Origin of the sequence: Pectinatus haikarae, from assembly GCF_050916305.1 — a bacterium.
Taxonomy (GTDB): domain Bacteria; phylum Bacillota; class Negativicutes; order Selenomonadales; family Selenomonadaceae; genus Pectinatus; species Pectinatus haikarae.
The window spans coordinates 1,715,419-1,733,269 of the sequence record NZ_CP116940.1 but is presented as its reverse complement, the minus strand read 5'-3'; the positions used below and the strand labels follow the sequence as shown (position 1 = coordinate 1,733,269).

The following is a 17,851-nucleotide window of genomic DNA, read 5'->3' as shown; positions in this document are numbered from 1 at the left end:
CTTATACGCCCTGACGCGCAATCATTGTAAGTTCAGCCACATTTCTTGCATCTTTGGTGCTTGACCATTTCACACCGGTGAGAGCAATGCAGTTTTCAGTTTCATTCGATGCTCCCAAGTCACCAATTGCAGCCCCTGTGGGACTCGTACCAGCTACTACGGCAATTCGCACATATACAGTGCTGCCCACTGCAGGAGTTCCCCATGCGCACTGTGCGGAAATACCGCCGCGCTGCTGCACATCACATGGTTCACCAGCCACATAATAGCCAAAATTTTGCGTAGGATATATCTTTGCGGCTTTGACTTTACGCATAGCAATACCGGAAAAATCAGCAGCTACATTTGTCGCCGCCCATGCCTGCACACTACCGTCTGAGTTCTGTACGACAGGCGCGCCAAAGTTTATATTCGCAGATGCAGTTGAAACCGGACGAGTACGCGAAACCTCGTCTCCTTGTCTTGACGACTGTCCCGGGTATCCGTAAGTCATATTAATTCCAATAACACTACCTGGCATAATTATTTCTCCTCCTTATAATGCGGATTTCTTTTACGGCAATTTTCACCATATTCACGGGGATTTCCCTGCTTAGTAAGTGCATCCTGCGCCTTTTTGCGCGTTGTCAAAGTTGCATACCCACCTGGCAAAGACTGTGTGGATTTTACCTGCATGGCGTCTCTTACAGCTTTACTGAGCTGATCGGACACCTTGCGGCGCTGGCCGTCCGGCATAGCCGCAACAATCGGTTTTACGATTCTCAGCATATTAAGTGCAGCCATCCTGTCCGCAGCACCGTTTGCCGGTGCGACATGTTCAGGTTTTTCTTCTTCGCTTGGATCTTCGTCCTGAATTTGTTCGGGCTCGATAGTAACTGAGCTTTCGTCCGGTTCATCAGTTATCTCAACTTCTTTTTTAGGTCCAAGCTCATTTTCAAGAGCATCAAGAGAGGATATTTCATCATCTTTGTGCTCAGGTTCCTTCTTTTCTGCTGCGATAATCGACTCCACTTTTTGAGTCAGAGCAGCAACGGCAGCGGTAAGTTTCTGAATATCGCTGCCTTCTGCGGGTGGTTCAGCGTCTACCGCCGGCTTATCTACCGGAGCTTCGGTTCCATTTTCGACAGCATCTACGGCTTTAGCAGCTTCCTGAATATCAGTTGGATCAGCGTCTTTTACAAAAACGGCAAACATTCTTTGCAAAATACTTCCATTTTTTGGCATCTTTCTTTTTTCCTCCTTAGGTTTTGAATCTTTAATAGCCACACCGTGCCCAGCACGGCCGGCATCAACAACAGCAATATGATTTCCAATAATCTTAATCTGGCTATATGTTCCATCCCCATTATCCGCATACTTGCAGTCATACCCGCAAGATATTTCGCGCTTACCTGCTTCAATTTCGCTAATTAAATTAGCGTCGTGGATAATTAGGTCAGCAAATAGTTTATCACTATCTGCGCCGTTTCCACGATGAATATTTTGGGCCGCGCCACGCATATAAGTATTATAATTTGATGCATTTACATCAACTGGCGGATGGTCATCAGTGACAGGTTTTCCCTCAAAACTTGCTATAGCCGCAGAACTAAATACAACGTCTTCTGTACGCTTAACGGGAATCATTTCATCGCCGTCAAGCCCTAATTCACGGGGACAATACTGTTGTATCCCAGTCCGCGATATAGGCACGTCATGACAGATCAAAAAGCCTTCAGGCGTTTTGGTCATATGCTCAGAAATCCTGTCACCGTAAAATGCTTTCAATATGGCACCACCTTCTTTCATATTATTTTTTCAAATGCTTTACGGTTTATGCGCTGAATACTGCCATTGCGATAAGCCTGCATCGGCCATGTAAATAAATCTAAATCTATAACTGGTTCCGCATAGCAGCGGCAGTTCGGACAGCAGCCCGCATGATAATGGCCCAGCGAGTTTCTGTATCTCTTGCCAGTTATTTTTGAAACCTGCGGGAATAAATCTTCCGGCGCCGGTGCATCATCCCATGCAACTAGAACATCAGCCATACCGCGATGACTTTTCCTTGTACGCCCATCACCTTTACTGCCCCCGACAGGCCGCCAAACATACCAGTTGATATTAAACATGCGGCAACGGCTTTCAGTAAGCTGTGACTGTGTTTTCGATACTTCCGTACGTGCTATGAGTTTAGCTCGCGCTTTGGTTTGCTCCGGAAACTTTAATTTTATTTCTTTTGCAATTTCTGAAGCCCTGCGCCCTTTGGCTGTTTCCTGAGATATATAGGTAGTGACATCAATCGAAATATCAAGTGGCAGTGTTTTTATTATTTCGGCATTGCGCTTCACCTGATCCATAAGCAGCCGACCAGTATATCCACGTAATTCAGCCTGTAAAGCGGCATAAAAAGAACCGCCCTTACCATTTGCGGCGGTGGCTTGTCTCCATGTATGCCCTTGATCATCAAAAAGATGTGTTACCATTTTCATAGCAGCTGATTCAGAGAATTTTTCAAACTCTCGTGATTTTGATATCTGCCGTAAAATTTCGGTGATAACATCCGTATCTGTGATATTGCCAACCTGTTTAATAATTTCTCTTGCGATATTAAGCAGGTTCTTTCGGAATGCCGCTTCTATTCGTCGCTTCGGTTCCCATAGCATTTTGTCCATTTTCGTTTCCTATCCCAAACGGCAGCGAAATGCTCTCATCCGGCTGCATAACAGTATTATCAGCTTGTTCGATATCTTCATCGGTGATATTAGACCACATTCCTGTCGTTTCTGACTGCTGCCGCAATTCCTTCAATGCAATTTTCTGTGATATGAGCCCCGCTTGGAAAGCTTTAGTTACACTGTCCGTATTTTTTGACGCCAATTCTGACATTTCGTCGTCCTTGGGCCTGCGGACCGGATTAAATTCGTAATCAAAATCATCTGGAATGCCACCAAGCTCGGAAATCATTATAATCGGCAAAATCTTATCATATACCGGACGTACATCGCTTTCCTGCTTTTCTTCGATGGTATCGTAGTAATTCTGCATGTCTGATTCACCAGTCGCATTCATCCCCGCAGGCGACCGTCCGAATAGCTTTGTGACCGGGGTTTCAGCCGCTCCTGCTAAGTCCATCATGAATCTATCGTACACTTCTCCGATACCGCCAAAGGTATACTGGTGCGTCTCATATTTATCATTGGGCCCTAAAATCTGAACAGCATTATTATTCATCATCGCATTCATAGCTTGAATAGTATTATATAAATCCTGCTGTACTTTTTCGTTGCCAGTTGCAAGCAGCTGTTCCATGCCCTCCATACTCATTACACGCATATTGGCCATGAAAGTAAGCATTACGATATTCCACGAAACGTTATCCCGCTTACGCAGTTCGTCAAAAACATGCTCTATTTCAGATGCGCCCCAATACGTTTCGGCCAGTCTTTCAAGATACGGCAAATTACGGCCCATAAAACGCAGTATTCGACTATGATGTACTGTTATTCCACGTTCAAGGTTATCCGATGATATTGTATAGTATTCAGGCAATCCAAATTCAGGATCAGAAATATCTGTTACCAATTTGTTCATTGTATTGATGCCTGACCAGCGATCTAATACTAGTAGTCCTTTATAGCTGCCCGGCATAATCTGGTCATACTCAAGAGGTTTGTCGAGCATATCCTCCTGGCCTTCGATCATAATCAGCGCGCCCGCTCCACCGTATAAGCGTCCCCACTTTAGACCTTCGAGAATTTTTACTGTAGTCTGTGTACGTCTATCAGCCCGCGTTATTTTCTTTAGCTGATCCGGCTGCAGCTGACTTAATATCTTATAGCCATTTTTTAACATATCTTCTGGCATAACATCGATAATACGACGTATCACCCAGTGGGAACGGTACAGGGAATTAATGGTCTGCCAGTCCCGTGTAAACCGTGTAAGCGGGTAATCCGTGGCTTCAAGCGGATTAGGCATAAATACGCCTGATCGCGTCATAGAGTTCTGAAAGGCGTCTTTTGTTTTTACCGGCTCTGCTCTCGTCTTAATTCGTCTTTTTCTCACTGCTGGAACCTCCATTTGGGTAATATAGTTTTTACAAAATAGCGTATGGCATCCATTGCATGGTCATATATTTTTATTGGCTTTTCCTCACCATGCTGGGCCGCTTTTTCATCCCAAGCGTAACTGTGTCCCTCGCGGATAAAATTAGCGCAACGCTTATGCACTCTGAGTTTTCTTAGACTCATAAGCATAGCAACATTACGAATACCGTCATTGACGCTGTTATCTGCATCCTTTATACGAAAACCGCGTCCACGAAGAACTACTTTGAAACTCGCAGCTGACGGATCAATAACGACAAAATCAGGATACTCTTCACCAACAAACGCTTTAAAGTCATCTGCATACTGTTCATCACTTTTTTGCTCCTGTTCTTTTTTGCTATCATAGTAATATTCATTAACAACAAAAATGGTCTCCCCGTCATCGTAGATGTCGAGAAAAACCATTGGGTTTGTCGTGCCATAATCGCACGCAATATAACGCCGGCATTCGGATTTTTTAGTCAGGGTAAATAGATTATCCGCATCATCAAAAAGCAGATCATCTGAAAACATATCATAAATAATGCCTTCAGCAATTACCCAGAGGCCGAGAATCATGCGCTTATACCACATGCCTTTATACGCAGCACGGATATTTTCTTTATAGTCTTCTGGCAGATTCGGATTATCATCAAGTTCGAAATGATATACCTTGACCATACCAGATTTTAGTTTTGCTTCATCCGTTATGTACTCGGTATAAAGATAATGAAATGGTGAATCCGGATTAGTCGTGCCGTAAAGCTTTGCACCACGAACGCTGAGACGATTAAGCAGCTGTTTGAAAAACTTTTCTGGCATCAGCGATATTTCATCGCAATAAGCTCCGGCAAGCGTTTTACCACGCAGATATTTTTCAGATCCCTCATCTTTCGCACCAATTACCTTTATTCGGCGTTTATGCCGATTGCTATCGTCATCATACCAGGTAACTATCAAATCTCCGGATTGCTTATTATACGTATACGAATCTTCGCCCAGCGTATCAAAAAGATCATCAAGAACATTATCATAGATCGTATCTTTTGATACACCGGTCATAATCAAAAGGCCAGGCGGCCCTGACATGATATAATCAATCCATTTGGGAATCATGCCGACCGTCTTGCCGGATCGAACTGAACCTTCGAGAATATTTATAAAGGCATCTTTTTCGATAGGATTAAAAATAAAATCAAGGATTTTTTGTCCCCATTCCTTAAATTCCATTTTTAATCACCTCGTGCGGCCCGCAGCGTATTTATTAAACTGTTCATTGCTGCCGACTGCTGCTCGCTGCCATTTCCTGTATTTATATCGCCCTTCAACTTTTCGATCCGCAGCTGTTGTTCCTCAGTTACTAAACTGGATCTGCATAGATCCTCATATTCTTTAATCATCGTTGTAAGTGTCCGCATTGAAGCTGATAATGCATGCATATATGAAGCTTGGCGATCCCATGGAAATTGAAACTCGTATGTTGTAGACGTATCGCTTTCAGATTTCACGTGCTTAACGATATCTTCCTGATCCTTCACGTTCATTATTTTTTGAGAGCGGAGAATTTGAGAATATTTGAACAAAATACTATCCCATAACAGGTCAATATCTGAAATGCCCGTATTTTCGATTGCATCCATAATCTGCATTGTGTCTTCAGTAAGGTACTTAGCATATAAGCCATGCCGAAGCGCGTTATGATTGCCTGGTGGCGCATGGCCGCCGCGATTGCCAGCTGCATTTTTATTGCCGAGAGGCGCGCCATGACCGACAGCGTTTTTGTTGCCAAACAGTGCACTACTTTTTGCAGATGGTGCACCATTTTTCGTTTTAGGTGCACTACTTTTAGGTGCACCATTTTTTGACCAGCCATGACGTTTCTTCCATGAGTTCACTGTATTGATACTGACATTATATTTAGCGGCAATATCTTTGTACTTCATCCCTGCCTGATAATCTTTGTAAGCCTGTTCCTGCTGTTCGGTCACATATAACACCACCTCCTATTAAAATTGGGCATGAAAAAAGCACCCCGAAGGAGTGCTTGGTATTACTTGTATTTGGAATTTTTCTTATTCCTATTTGCCATGGTAATCTGCGTTAGTATTGACTTTTTATTATTTTGTTTAAGTATTGAATCATTATAATACACATTTACAAAAAAGAAATTTATACACGTTCCCAATAACGTTATTGCGTATATTATTGAAAACCAAAATATATACGATATTAAAAATGCCAATATCATAAAAATATAAAAATTTATTTTTTGTGGAAAAGAAACTAAAATATAAGATAAAATCATTAAAACTATATTTAGTCCAACAATAAAGCCTTCAAAATAAAATGAAAATAATATGCCCACTAAACTTTTAGATTTTTTCTTTTCATCTATCTTAAGTATTGCTTCTTTAGTTATAATGGATGCCATCATTGCAAGTCCGGCAACTAAAAACCCCAATAATCCTATCAGACCTGGAACCAGCATAAGAAATATATTTTTTATTACATCAGTCATCTGTAAACTGAAAATTTCATCATATAATAAATATAAAATTATTATCGAAGCCATTGCTAATATAAAAGTTAGTTTTGATTCTTTGCTTTTATATAATTCTTTATACTTTTTTGTTATACATAGCATAGAATAAAAACTATTTTTACGACAAAAATACGATATAGAGTACATAAAAAATCATCCTTTTGTTACTCTTTCATTGATTAATATTTTCACAATAGATGCTCTTCCAACCTCTTTTATTGCGGGTAACGAATTTTTTTGATAGTCTGGAATATATTCTTTTTGCGGAGCGGCTTCTTCACTTGTAATGATTCGCTTTTCTCCCTCTTTATTTTTCCCTGTAACATTTATATACCCAAATCCTTTTGATATACCTAAGATGATTCTCTGGAAAAATTTTGACTCCATATTCATACCCTCACCCCTAGCTGATGATGAGTATGATTGTTTAATCTTTGTTGCTTTTGTTTCCATTACTTCTTCTGAGTTTTGAGCGAATAAATCTTTAAATTCATCATCATTTCCGTTCGGTGGAATTACTACTATTTCTACCTCAGAAACTTTTTCTAATTGTTTTATTTCCTCGTTTAATTTATTAATATTTTTTTTCAAAAAAACTTCAAAGGTGATGTCTTTTTCATAGGAATTTATTAATTTGCTAAAGTACTCAATAAATTTAGCTCTACTCAAAAATTGAGCTGTAGTAAACGCAACAAGCTCAGTGCTCAAATCAAAATAAAACGCTACGGATTTTGCTAAATCTTTTTGTGATAACGGTTTAACATCATCTTCCAATTCATTGTATATTCCGATATCAGCATCAAAAACCTTAACCAAACGTCCTACTACAAATTGGTGATTTTTATAATCCTTATCAATATTTATAAACTTTATCCAAGTTTTTTTATCTATTTTTATTCTTTTATCTTGATCAATATTATTAAATAAATTTTTTAGGATTATATCAGCTTTTTCTTTATTTTTATAAATCTCATAAACATCAGAGTTTATGTTAACCTTTGCAAAATATATATTAGCCATGTGTTCTCACCCTTATTAAATATAATTTAATAATAAATTCAATAAAATAACATATTATCCTGCAATTAGGCATAAAAATAAGCCGCCTGATTTCTCAGACGACCTGAATTTGTATTTGGATACACTAAACGATTATCTGTAGTATATCCTACCTGTCAAATTTAGTCAAGTCTCTTTAAACAATTGATTATATAATTGTTGCGGTGTTTTCTTCTTCTTTCCACCGTCCGCATTCTTGCCCATGTTGCTGCTACCCGATCTACCTTTAAGCGCTTCACCAGCTGGCAGCGCATCCGTAGAGTAATGTGTCTTAGCCATCTCTGTCATGAACTGTTCCAGCTCATCTGGCGCCGGCTCATCAGGATTTGGCCATGTTTCTGTCTTGCATACAGGGCACCGGAAATAACCGGCAGTGTGTATATATCTCATTTCGTTTAGTTCACCCCGCAGCAGGCATACTGCGCAGATTACCTTTTTACTCATTGTTTACCTCGTTTGTGTTTGATTTTACTTATACTTTTTACGATCCTGTACTTTGTTTTGGAGTCTAGCTATTAGCAAACCTGTTTTCGTAAGTTCCGTATCATTTTTTATCAAGCCCTGCCGATTCATTTTTAGAAATTCACGGCACGGTACCAGTAATAAATTATCAATGTCAAAATTAAAACAATTCTTGTCTGCAAATATAATCACATGTCCAGCTGGCTTTTTACGTTTATGTGCTTTTTCCCATATGATTATGTGCTTTTGTTTCCACTTATTCGGATCAGCTATTTTTATATCGACATACCCATCACCGTTCACACGTTCTGAACCAACGGGCATATAATTATAAGGTTTATTACCTTTTTCAAACATTCCACTATTATGCGGCATATTCGGGAATTTCTTGCCTTTATTTGCAGGAATATGACCTTTGTTAAACCATCCGGTTTCACCACTTGGTGGCAGCTTATGATTTCTCTTGTATTGCTTTACCTGCTGCCCTGTAAGTTGTAAATTAAAAGTTTTATTTATCAAATCAGCAAGTTCCTGGTTCAGCCGACCTTCTATATGATTGACAAGAAAATTATGCTGTTCATCCGTTAATAACCGTTGATTATTCATCACTATTTTTTACCCTTCCAACATTTTAGGTCTATTTGCTGGATCAGCGCTTATATTATCTTCATAAGCAACTTTAGCTTTCAAAACCAATGCGCCATTGGAAATTATCTGTTCTGCAATTCCTGTAACCGCTACCGATCTTTTTATTTCTTCAGCAAGCTCTTCTCCTTTCAAGTCTTCATCGCCCAAACGTTCAAGCTGTGCAAACAAATGATTATTTAAATCTCCAAGTGTATTTTGCATATCATTTTCCTCCCAGATCACACATTAACAATTCCATCAATTGTTTACAGCAGTCCTTGCACAATGGAATTATTGTTTTATCAATTTCTGCATTTTGTAAACTGATAATTTTAATATCATGTTCACTTTTGCAATTTGCACACCATAGCGGCATACCTTTATTTTGCTTTTCTATTTTCATCATGGTTAAAACATCCATATTTCGATTTTAAGCTATTTTATGTTCCTACACATGCCTAAGTATTCACAATCAGTTAAAAACAATCCTAGTGGCAACTGTGAACGAATAAATGCTATTTCAGCATCTCACTTCGTTCTTTTATTTCACAGATTTTCAATCCGCACATAAATTCCCTGCACATCATTCCAGAATTTTTCTGTTATTTCACTTGCCACCTGTGCATCATCATCCCAGTAATTCAGCTTTGTCATGACATCCTTAAGCAGCTTGATCATATTGTCCGTATCAGGCTTTGTGGTCTTGTAGGTCGCTGTCTGATGCTTACCCGCCGGAAACATCCACTTCGTGATCAGCCTGACTGGTCCGATAAATTTATCTTCCGGTCTGTACTTCGCAAAATAGGCTTCAAATTTGGCTCTGGCGTCCTTTAATTCATCCGGCTCATAAACGTGTGGCTTGCCATTCTTCACGCTTATTTTCTTTTCCTGATGCGTGACAGTGGGTATCTGCATTGCCACAAAGAACTCAATCATTGTTATCAGCCCATTCTTTCCATTCATTCAATGTTTCACGTAGATAAGGCAGGCCCTCCTTGCTCTCACATAGTTCCTTCCTGTCCAGTACAAATTTAGTCGCATATTTTTTTTCACCTGTTTTGGGATTAAAATATTTAACTCCAAATTGCACTTTTCCAACTTGATCATAACAGCGCATAAAATAATTGCCGAATTCGATCATCTCACCTTTTTCATTTTCCCAATATTTATTTTCAGTTTCTTTATTTTTCATTTTTTCTTTTCCCTCTCTCTTGCGCGGTAGTCAACTGGTCGAAAAGTTTTCCCGAACCTCAGTCGGGAAAATTTCTTTTTGACTTAACAGTCATCTTTAACACTTTTATAAGTCCTTGGCGCGCGATATATCGCGATATAATAATATTTATAATTATTACAGTATATATATACTGTAATGTTCGGGAAAAACTCGAAGTGTTCTCGACTTTTTCTTCCCTATTTCTTCTTTGGGAAAACATCGGTAATTTCTCGACTTTTTCCGAAATTCTACCCTTAGGAAAAACTCGAAACGTTCTCGACTTTTTCCATTTTTTCAACTTTGCCATGGCTTTCAATTGTAAATCCTCCATGTTCCGTTAGATGGGTTCTTACCGTCTTTTCGGTTACTCCTGAATACTCTGCCATTGCTTTCAGCGTGACTATCTCACCAAAAGATTTACATATATCAAACACTGATTCTATGGACTTTCGGCGGTCATTCTTATTATCAGCAGGCGATTTCTTCTTTTTAAAGTTCTTTTTCCATGCCGGCGGCTCGCTGTCGGCTTCAATATCTGCCAGGGCGCCGATATCGTCCACATGATGCACAGGGTAGTCAAACCACAGATTTACCGGCGGGAACTTCGGGAACTCGCGCAGCGTTCCTTCTATGCGCCATGCAGTCCGCTGCTTTACTTTTTGTCTTGCCGGATATACATAATTATTTACAAGGTCTATATACATATCCTGCGAAAAGCTGTGCTTACAGTAATCCTGCATCGCCTTTTCGCTGCATTCATCATCCTGTGAGATATCTTCTGTATAATCAGGCTTATGTTTTGTTAAAAAGGCGATACAGGCACCGCATACGGCTTTATTTTCTTCCTGCTTTATAAGTTCGTCCGTGATATCCAGTTCAATTAAATCAAGCAGCGCGTCGGGGTCCCTGGCAAATACGCCGGAGCCGGATGCACGGTCCATGCTGCGCTTGCCGCCTTGTGAACCCTTGCTGTGGTGATGGCAGTAAATGACCGCGCAGCCCAGCTCCGTGCATACTTTGTCAAACTGATTACAAAAGTTGGCCATCTGATCGGCGCTGTTTTCATCGCCGGTAATAACTTTATAAATTGGGTCAATAACTATAGCTATATAATTCTTTTTTGATGCTCTGCGGATAAGCTTCGGGGCCAGCTTATCCATTGGCACGGACTTGCCGCGCAGGTTCCAGATATCGATGTTGGCTAAATGCTCCGGCTGCAGATTAAAATTTTCATATACATCTTTAAATCTGTGCAGGCAGCTTGCCCGATCAAGCTCAAGATTAACGTATAATATGCGGCCCTGAGCACATGTCCAGTCAAACCATTTGGCGCCTTCGGCTATAGCTATGCACAATTCAATCAGGGCAAAGGATTTACCGGCCTTGGATGGCCCTGCAAGCAGCATTTTATGCCCTTGCCGTAATATATTATTTATCAGTGGCGGTGCTAATTCTGGTAAGTTATTCCAGACATTTCCCATGCTCTCCGGATCCGGCAGATCATCGTTCACGGCTTCAATCCATTCCTGCCAGTCTATAAAGCTTGATTTTCCTATATTTGTATCAATTAACCACTGTTTTTTATCGTTCCGCATTATCCCCGGCATGCGTGACAATCTGGAAGGATTTCTGTTTTGTGGGTCTATCTCAAGTCCATTCTTACGGCATACATTGTATAAATAATCGACACGCTTTCTATATTCTGCATAATTAGCCGCATCGATGCGGACTATGGCGTGAAGACTCTTGCCGCCGGAATGGACAAGGCAGGCTAACGGAAGTTCAAGTGTCCGGATAATTTCATTTTGTTTATCTATCTCCATGCTGTCAGATTCGACAAGTGCAAAGCGGAAATCCGTCACATTGTCATTCTTGCAGCCTTTTCCATCAAGCGGGTTGAAACGTATCCATGCCCCGCATTCCGGCTTATAATCGCCGAATACTGCACCAACATCCCCATCACAGATATTAAGCTCTTCAATAAGTTCTCCGGCAGTGCGATCCCAATTCCCCTTTGTCGGCAGATATTTATTTTCGCCTTCCTTTTGCCAGGCACTTGTTACATAGCCGACATTTTCCGTGCTGTCGAACAGCGTTTCAAGATATGTTACAAGGTCTTTGACCGGATCCCAGTTTTCAGGTTCTATTACCTCTCTGCCTTCAAGCCAGTTTTTATCGATGATGACTTTATCGTCCTTGCTGCTGCCAATAGTATCATCCCAGCCGATTTCCGCATCATCGCCGCCGTAAACTGGCTGCCAGCCGCCTTGTTTGGCCATCTCTACTACTGTTGCGCCGGTGACGGGATTGGTTGTGCCTTGAAATGTTGTCCATTTTTTGAAGCATTCACCCTTATGATACCGATAGCTGTCACGGGCACTCCACCGATCCCAGTCTGATGCGGTATAGCCTTCTTCCTTCAGGGCCATGCCGACGTTAACCCAGTCTGTATAGCTCAGCGCAGCCGGATTTATAAAATCCAAAAGCGGAATCAAATCAATCTTATCCAATCAGTTCACCTCCGGGTCGGTATTCGCCCGGCGTTATTCCTGAAGGAACATGCCAGCCGTTGCCCGCGATCCTGTCAATTAATTTTTTAGCGTGGTTAAACTCCCAAGTCCCAACATGCTGAAAACCGCGGCTTTCAAGAAATCTGATTTGTTTAGGAGTAGTCAGTCCCTCTGTTCTTCTTTTATCCAGCCGGTCAAGCAGTTTGGCAGCTTTTCCCGCATTATCTATTTCATCCGGCAATATTCCTAATTTCTCCAGGCTTTGTGTCTGCTTTTCAGACGGCGGCCCCATTTCCCAGCCGAAAGCAGGTACATAGTTTGACAGATCCTCAGACTGAATACTCATTTCAAACTGCAGCGGATCCACAAGCCGGCGTTTGCGTTTCTTCATTTCGGCAAGTCTTTTGGCCAGTGCTTCCTCACGTGCCGCAATAACATCTTCAGTTGCCTGTTTTTCGGCTTCCTCAAGCTCAAGCGGCAGCGGGGAACTTTCTATTTTCTCTGTCATTTTTTGTGCTATTTCTTCACTGCCGGCAATAAGGTGTGCCGGACGGCAAAGCTCATGGCGCTCAGTCATCCAAAGAAAATCCAGAAGTAAAAGTTCTTCTTTCCCCTGAAACAATCGGGTACCGCGTCCTATCATCTGACAATACAGACTTCTGATTTTAGTCGGCCGCAGTACAATGACACAGTCAACGCTTGGACAGTCCCAGCCTTCAGTCAGCAGCATGGAATTGCATAAAACGTTATATTTACCCTGGTCAAAATCTTGTAATATCTCAGTCCTGTCAGTGCTGTTGCCGTTCACTTCTGCAGCTTTAAAGCCATTTTCATTCAACAGCTCGCAAAATTTCTGACTGGTGGCTATAAGCGGCAGAAACACCACAGTTTTACGATTCAGGCAGTAATTGCTCATTTCCCCGGCAATCTGTTCAAGATATGGATCAAGCGCCGTGCCCAGATCCCCCGCTTTAAAATCGCCGCTTTGCATGCCGACGCCGGTAAGGTCAAGTTTTAAGGGGATTGTCTGCGCTTTTATTTTGCAAAGATAACCTTCCTTAATTGCTTTTGGTAGTGTGTATTCATAAGCCAGACTGTTAAAATATGAGCCTAAATCCCGCATATCACCGCGGTCTGGTGTCGCCGTGACGCCTAAGACATTTGCCTGTGTAAAATACTGCAGCACGTGCTGATAACTGTCTGATATACAGTGATGTGCTTCATCTACAATAATCACGTCAAAATAATTTTGGCTGAATCTTTTTAAACGTTTTTCTCTTGTTAAAGTTTGTACCGAGCCGACAATGACCCGGTACCAGCTTCCCAGGCAGCTTGCTTCTGCCTTTTCTACCGAGCAGGTAAGCCCGGTAGCTTTTTTTATTTTATCTGCGGCCTGTTCCAGCAGCTCGCCGCGGTGCGCCATGATCAGGACACGTTTGCCGCTGCGGACACAGTCTTCAGTTATTTTGGCAAAGACAATCGTCTTTCCCGTACCTGTCGGAAGCACAAGCAGCGTTTTATTATTTCCCTGCGCCCACTCATGATGCACTGCCTGACGTGCTCCTTCCTGGTATGGCCGCAGCTGCATTAAAACCTGCCGGCCTGAAATTTATTTTGCTGAGTGGGTTGTTCATCAGGATAGATAAAACTTTTTATTTCATTGAAATCATTGTCGTTATATTTCCGTACACCGACTTTTGCGCGGCCGGTTGCGCCAATCACCTTGCCCCAGTCCATTTTTAGTTTTTCATTATGTTTCTTCTGGCCGATGCCGCGGAAGAATGCACATAAAAGACCTTCGCACTTGCGATTCAAGAAAAGATTATGCATGATTGACGCGGTACCTTTATCGGTCTTTATTTCAAGTCTTAATTTTGCCTGGTTGCATGGTCCCATCTTTTCGCTGCCGTTAAATCTTGCCCGTTCAAAGCTGGTTACTGTAAAAGGATATTCACCGGCTGGCAGAACGATAAAATCATTCTCTTTTTCAATCTCATCGTCCCAGCCCATTGCTGTATCTGATTCAAACGGTACTTCGTTGCTATTTTTCATTTCTGTTCCTAATCCTGAGTAATCCATGTTTATTGTCTCCCTTAAATTTTAAATTATTCTTTTATTTTTCTTAACGGTGTAATTAAGGCAAATGCGCCACATTTTGCTGATATCTTTAATGGTTTATTATTTCCGGCAAATTCCAATACTACTTTTTGTACCGCTGCATCTTCCAGATCATTGAAAAATGATAATATATCTAGTAAATATTTACTAGACAGTGACATTCCTGCAGAAAACTGTCCTTCAATATTATCAAAACATGCTGTATATACGCCGTCATAATCGATTTTGGGATGTGCTGTAATGCCATGGGCCGTGAATTCTATAACATCATGCTGCCATGTTTGATACATTGCCTTTATGATTTTCAACGGTTTGATAAAAGTTGGTAAATCAATCTTATTAATTCTGGCCGTATATTCTATTTTGGTTGGTATGCAGCTTTTATAGTCTGGTATTTCCCCTTCTATATCAATACCGGTCTTATAATTTATAATTCTTTTTTCACTTTTGAACGGCACTGCAACACATATATGTGTATTTGTTGCTATAGCATATTCACCATCGAACATGATGCTGTTAAATATTGGCCGGCTTAAGTCTTTTGAAACAAAATTTTTAGCATGTTTCATAAAAACTGTCAACATATATCTTCATTTCTCCCTTCTTAAAACGGTATTCTGCTTTGCTCTATCATGCCGAATACCTGATCCCATGCTCCGACAAGGCAGCCGTCAATAAAATCTTTATCATAATTTTTAATTGGCGTCCCCCGCGGATAGTAGCCTTTCTCAGCCACAACCTGCTGTATCTCATCAATAGTAACTTGATTTATTCGCATCAGATCGGCCAGTTTCGGCGGTACCCCCGTTAAGTCGTCTGCAGGCTTACCCGCAGGAATGACAGGTGCCGATTTTTCGGCAGCTTCTTTTCCTGATTTGCCTTTTTCCCATTCTACTTTATCAAGTTCAGCAGACATTTCTGCATCCTGATCAGTCGGGAATTTTTCGCCTTTTTTAATCATCCAGTAGCTATCAGATTCCGCATGATACATGTACATATCATGATCAGCAATCGGTATAACCAGAGAATTATTCTTTATTGGCATACTTTCTGGCATATTTTTCGGCTCATTTTTTGTCATTGAATCATCATTTGGTATGCAGTGCGCTATAGAAAGATATTCAAACGGCAGCTCTTCTTTTAGACTGTGCCTGTTCTTTGCATCCCAGCAAGGATGATGCTGCGTATAAATTACCCGGGTACCGCCTTGTGCTTTTTTCTTTTTATTTACCTCAACTACAAGCTGTTTATAATTGGCAAATAAGACCATATCGGCCCATTCCTTCACGAGTGCGGAAACCTGCGATCCGGTTTTATTGCCAAGTTTCAGTTCGTACCGGTCAAAGCTGCCGCATTCGTTGGGCAGCTCAAATTTTCTTATCGTTGAGTGCGCCGTAAGCACAACGTTTATGCCCGCGTCAGTAACATCGATAAGCATATTCAAAAGGCGTCCGAATTCTTCTTTGACGAATATATAACCTTTTCCATAACCAAAATCCTCAATACCGGTCACATGCTTGGTATCACATACATGATTTACACAGAGCTGTTCGGCCCAGTCGATTGTATCAATGACAAGTGTTTTGCAAATGCCCGGTGTGTTTTTTATTTCATTAATCTGCTGCAGCATCATGGTCCAGCTTGATGGTTTTTGTACGCGTTTAACATCCATTAAATTTGTACTGCCTTCAGTATCGATAAAAAGCGGATCGGGGAACTGGCTGGCAAAGGTACTTTTCCCTATACCCTCCGGACCATAAATTACGATCTTTTGCGCTTTAAAAACTAGTCCTTGTATTATCTGCATTTAAAAGCTACCTGCCTTCCATGTCTTTTTTTCTGACTTTGTCTCTGGAGCAGCGGACAGCGGCATATCCTCACCTTTAACATAGCCGTCTTCAATGATAATTGAGCATTCATTTGCCGAGGTGCTGACTCTTGTCGCTATAGCCTGCAGGCCTTCCTGTTCAAGCCATGCGCCAAATTCCTGCAATGTGTCTGAATCCATCTGCTCAAGCTTATCCATAAGCACAAAGCCGCATTCCGGATTAAGCTTTCTGACAATAGCCGTGGCGACTTTAAGCTGTTCGGACGCGCTCATGCAGTCCCACTGCTGATTCTTATATATAAGATTGCCACTTTGGACTGTAAGCTCCGGCAGCGGCAGATCAGCTTTATCAAGCAGATTTGTGCGATCCTGCCGCACGGTTTCAATTTCTTTTGTCAAATCTTCATACTGCTTAGCATATCCTTCGGCGTCAATTTCTGCTTTTTCACGATCAAGATTGGTCCGTATTTTCAAATTTAGCGTGTCGATTTCAGTAATATTCTTTTCAAGTTCCTCGGTGCTTTCGTTATGCAGATCAAGCGCGGATTTTTGTGCGATTTCTAGGTTGTTTTGTGCTTCATCATACTGTCGCTGCAGTTCTTCAATCTGCGCATGAAGTGAATTTGCTTTTTCAGCATAATGTGATAGATTTGCCCGTTTTCTGGCATTTTCCCCATTGCGGGCAAGAATTTCCTGCTGCTGCCTAATAAGTTCGGATGCGCTGACAGGTTCTTTTGGCACACCCTCATAAAAGGTCATTTCCTTGGCATATTTTTTCTTCTGATCGGCAATGCGGCCTATTTCGGTGCGGCGATTGAACAGCTGCTGTTCCTGCAGGTCAAACTTGGCGAGCTTATCTCCTACACCGATAATCTGCAGCAGTGTTTTTCCCTTTTCCGCGGAAGATGCTTCCATAAATTTGGGTAGATTCAAGGCCAGCTGATCGATAAAGCTGTCTAAAAGTTTCTGGCCAACTTTATTGCCACTTGGATCAATGACTTTTAGTGAGCTGTTTTTCCCTGCCCGTTCAGCGACCAAGCCATTGGAAAGTTCAATATGAATTTTTGGCGGAATGGTCGAGTCGGTTCGCTGGGGCTGTGACGGCTGAAACTTATTGCCGCCGAGTGCCCAGGCAATCGCATCTAAAACAGAAGTTTTGCCCTGGCCGTTTTTCCCGCCAATTACGGTCAGTCCGGAAGTTGTCGGCATGATGCGTACTGCTTTGACGCGTTTTACATTTTCTATCTCAAGATTGTTTATTTTTATCATGAATTTTCCCCTTCGTTAAAAATTGTTACTCACTCTTGCCTTGCGATAAAAATACATTATCCGGCCGACCGGCAGCTCCGGAAATCTTGTAAGAGTGAGCAAAAATGATTTAATGACAAGCTGCTGCCGCTCGGATTTAAGCGCTCGTGACAT

The 17,851-nt window shown here is 41.4% G+C and carries 20 protein-coding genes; all 20 read right to left on the bottom strand.

Annotated features, from left to right (window positions below; all coding sequences use genetic code 11):
* Position 1 precedes the first annotated feature (1 nt).
* The 20 genes from NXG61_RS08510 to NXG61_RS08415 all read right to left on the bottom strand — a co-directional run bounded on the left by NXG61_RS08510 (position 2) and on the right by NXG61_RS08415 (position 17,698).
* Positions 2-520 carry a structural cement protein Gp24 gene (locus tag NXG61_RS08510; protein WP_307222354.1) on the bottom strand — a complete coding sequence of 173 codons (519 nt, stop codon included), beginning with the start codon at positions 518-520 and terminating at the stop codon, positions 2-4.
* A 2-nt stretch (positions 521-522) separates the two neighbouring features.
* Positions 523-1,767, bottom strand: coding sequence for a DUF2213 domain-containing protein (locus NXG61_RS08505; protein WP_307222356.1), 1,245 nt, complete (start codon positions 1,765-1,767; stop codon positions 523-525).
* A 17-nt stretch (positions 1,768-1,784) separates the two neighbouring features.
* Positions 1,785-2,654, bottom strand: a complete 870-nt coding sequence (locus NXG61_RS08500) for a phage minor head protein (protein WP_307222358.1) — start codon at positions 2,652-2,654, stop codon at positions 1,785-1,787.
* The gene (locus tag NXG61_RS08495; protein ID WP_307222360.1) at positions 2,590-4,047 is read right to left on the bottom strand and encodes a phage portal protein; all 1,458 of its coding nucleotides are present in this window, start codon (positions 4,045-4,047) and stop codon (positions 2,590-2,592) included. The genes NXG61_RS08500 and NXG61_RS08495 overlap by 65 nt, the downstream gene beginning before the upstream one ends.
* On the bottom strand, positions 4,044-5,300 hold the full coding sequence (locus NXG61_RS08490) for a PBSX family phage terminase large subunit (RefSeq protein ID WP_307222362.1): 1,257 nt from the start codon (positions 5,298-5,300) through the stop codon (positions 4,044-4,046). The genes NXG61_RS08495 and NXG61_RS08490 overlap by 4 nt, the downstream gene beginning before the upstream one ends.
* Before the next feature lie 2 nt (positions 5,301-5,302).
* Complete coding sequence (terS, locus tag NXG61_RS08485; protein ID WP_307222364.1) at positions 5,303-6,058, bottom strand: phage terminase small subunit; 756 nt, start codon at positions 6,056-6,058, stop codon at positions 5,303-5,305.
* Positions 6,059-6,120: 62 nt separating this feature from the next.
* A complete protein-coding gene (locus NXG61_RS08480; protein ID WP_432748906.1) occupies positions 6,121-6,759 on the bottom strand; it encodes a hypothetical protein in 639 nt (212 codons plus the stop codon).
* A gap of 6 nt (positions 6,760-6,765) precedes the next feature.
* Positions 6,766-7,632: a hypothetical protein gene (locus NXG61_RS08475; protein ID WP_307222367.1), complete on the bottom strand. Its 867-nt coding sequence runs from the start codon at positions 7,630-7,632 to the stop codon at positions 6,766-6,768.
* 165 nt (positions 7,633-7,797) lie between these two features.
* Positions 7,798-8,115, bottom strand: coding sequence for a hypothetical protein (locus NXG61_RS08470; RefSeq protein WP_307222368.1), 318 nt, complete (start codon positions 8,113-8,115; stop codon positions 7,798-7,800).
* Positions 8,116-8,139: 24 nt separating this feature from the next.
* Positions 8,140-8,739 carry an HNH endonuclease gene (locus NXG61_RS08465; RefSeq protein ID WP_307222370.1) on the bottom strand — a complete coding sequence of 200 codons (600 nt, stop codon included), beginning with the start codon at positions 8,737-8,739 and terminating at the stop codon, positions 8,140-8,142.
* 9 nt (positions 8,740-8,748) lie between these two features.
* Positions 8,749-8,982: a hypothetical protein gene (locus NXG61_RS08460; RefSeq protein WP_307222372.1), complete on the bottom strand. Its 234-nt coding sequence runs from the start codon at positions 8,980-8,982 to the stop codon at positions 8,749-8,751.
* A 1-nt stretch (position 8,983) separates the two neighbouring features.
* Positions 8,984-9,166, bottom strand: coding sequence for a hypothetical protein (locus NXG61_RS08455; protein ID WP_307222374.1), 183 nt, complete (start codon positions 9,164-9,166; stop codon positions 8,984-8,986).
* A gap of 140 nt (positions 9,167-9,306) precedes the next feature.
* On the bottom strand, positions 9,307-9,696 hold the full coding sequence (locus NXG61_RS08450; RefSeq protein ID WP_432748905.1) for a RusA family crossover junction endodeoxyribonuclease: 390 nt from the start codon (positions 9,694-9,696) through the stop codon (positions 9,307-9,309).
* Complete coding sequence (locus NXG61_RS08445) at positions 9,689-9,952, bottom strand: hypothetical protein (RefSeq protein ID WP_307222377.1); 264 nt, start codon at positions 9,950-9,952, stop codon at positions 9,689-9,691. The genes NXG61_RS08450 and NXG61_RS08445 overlap by 8 nt, the downstream gene beginning before the upstream one ends.
* Before the next feature lie 275 nt (positions 9,953-10,227).
* Positions 10,228-12,483, bottom strand: a complete 2,256-nt coding sequence (locus NXG61_RS08440) for an AAA family ATPase (RefSeq protein WP_307222379.1) — start codon at positions 12,481-12,483, stop codon at positions 10,228-10,230.
* Positions 12,476-14,071 (bottom strand): DEAD/DEAH box helicase, encoded by a 1,596-nt coding sequence (locus tag NXG61_RS08435; RefSeq protein WP_307222380.1) that lies wholly within the window; start codon positions 14,069-14,071, stop codon positions 12,476-12,478. Before NXG61_RS08435 ends, NXG61_RS08440 begins: the two co-directional genes overlap by 8 nt.
* The gene (locus NXG61_RS08430) at positions 14,071-14,562 is read right to left on the bottom strand and encodes a DUF669 domain-containing protein (protein ID WP_307222382.1); all 492 of its coding nucleotides are present in this window, start codon (positions 14,560-14,562) and stop codon (positions 14,071-14,073) included. Before NXG61_RS08430 ends, NXG61_RS08435 begins: the two co-directional genes overlap by 1 nt.
* Positions 14,563-14,588: 26 nt before the next feature.
* Positions 14,589-15,185: a hypothetical protein gene (locus tag NXG61_RS08425; RefSeq protein WP_307222384.1), complete on the bottom strand. Its 597-nt coding sequence runs from the start codon at positions 15,183-15,185 to the stop codon at positions 14,589-14,591.
* 20 nt (positions 15,186-15,205) lie between these two features.
* Entirely contained in the window at positions 15,206-16,408 is a 1,203-nt protein-coding gene (locus tag NXG61_RS08420; RefSeq protein WP_307222386.1) for an ATP-binding protein, read from the bottom strand.
* Positions 16,409-17,698, bottom strand: coding sequence for an AAA family ATPase (locus NXG61_RS08415; protein WP_307222389.1), 1,290 nt, complete (start codon positions 17,696-17,698; stop codon positions 16,409-16,411).
* Between the last annotated feature and the right edge of the window lie 153 nt (positions 17,699-17,851).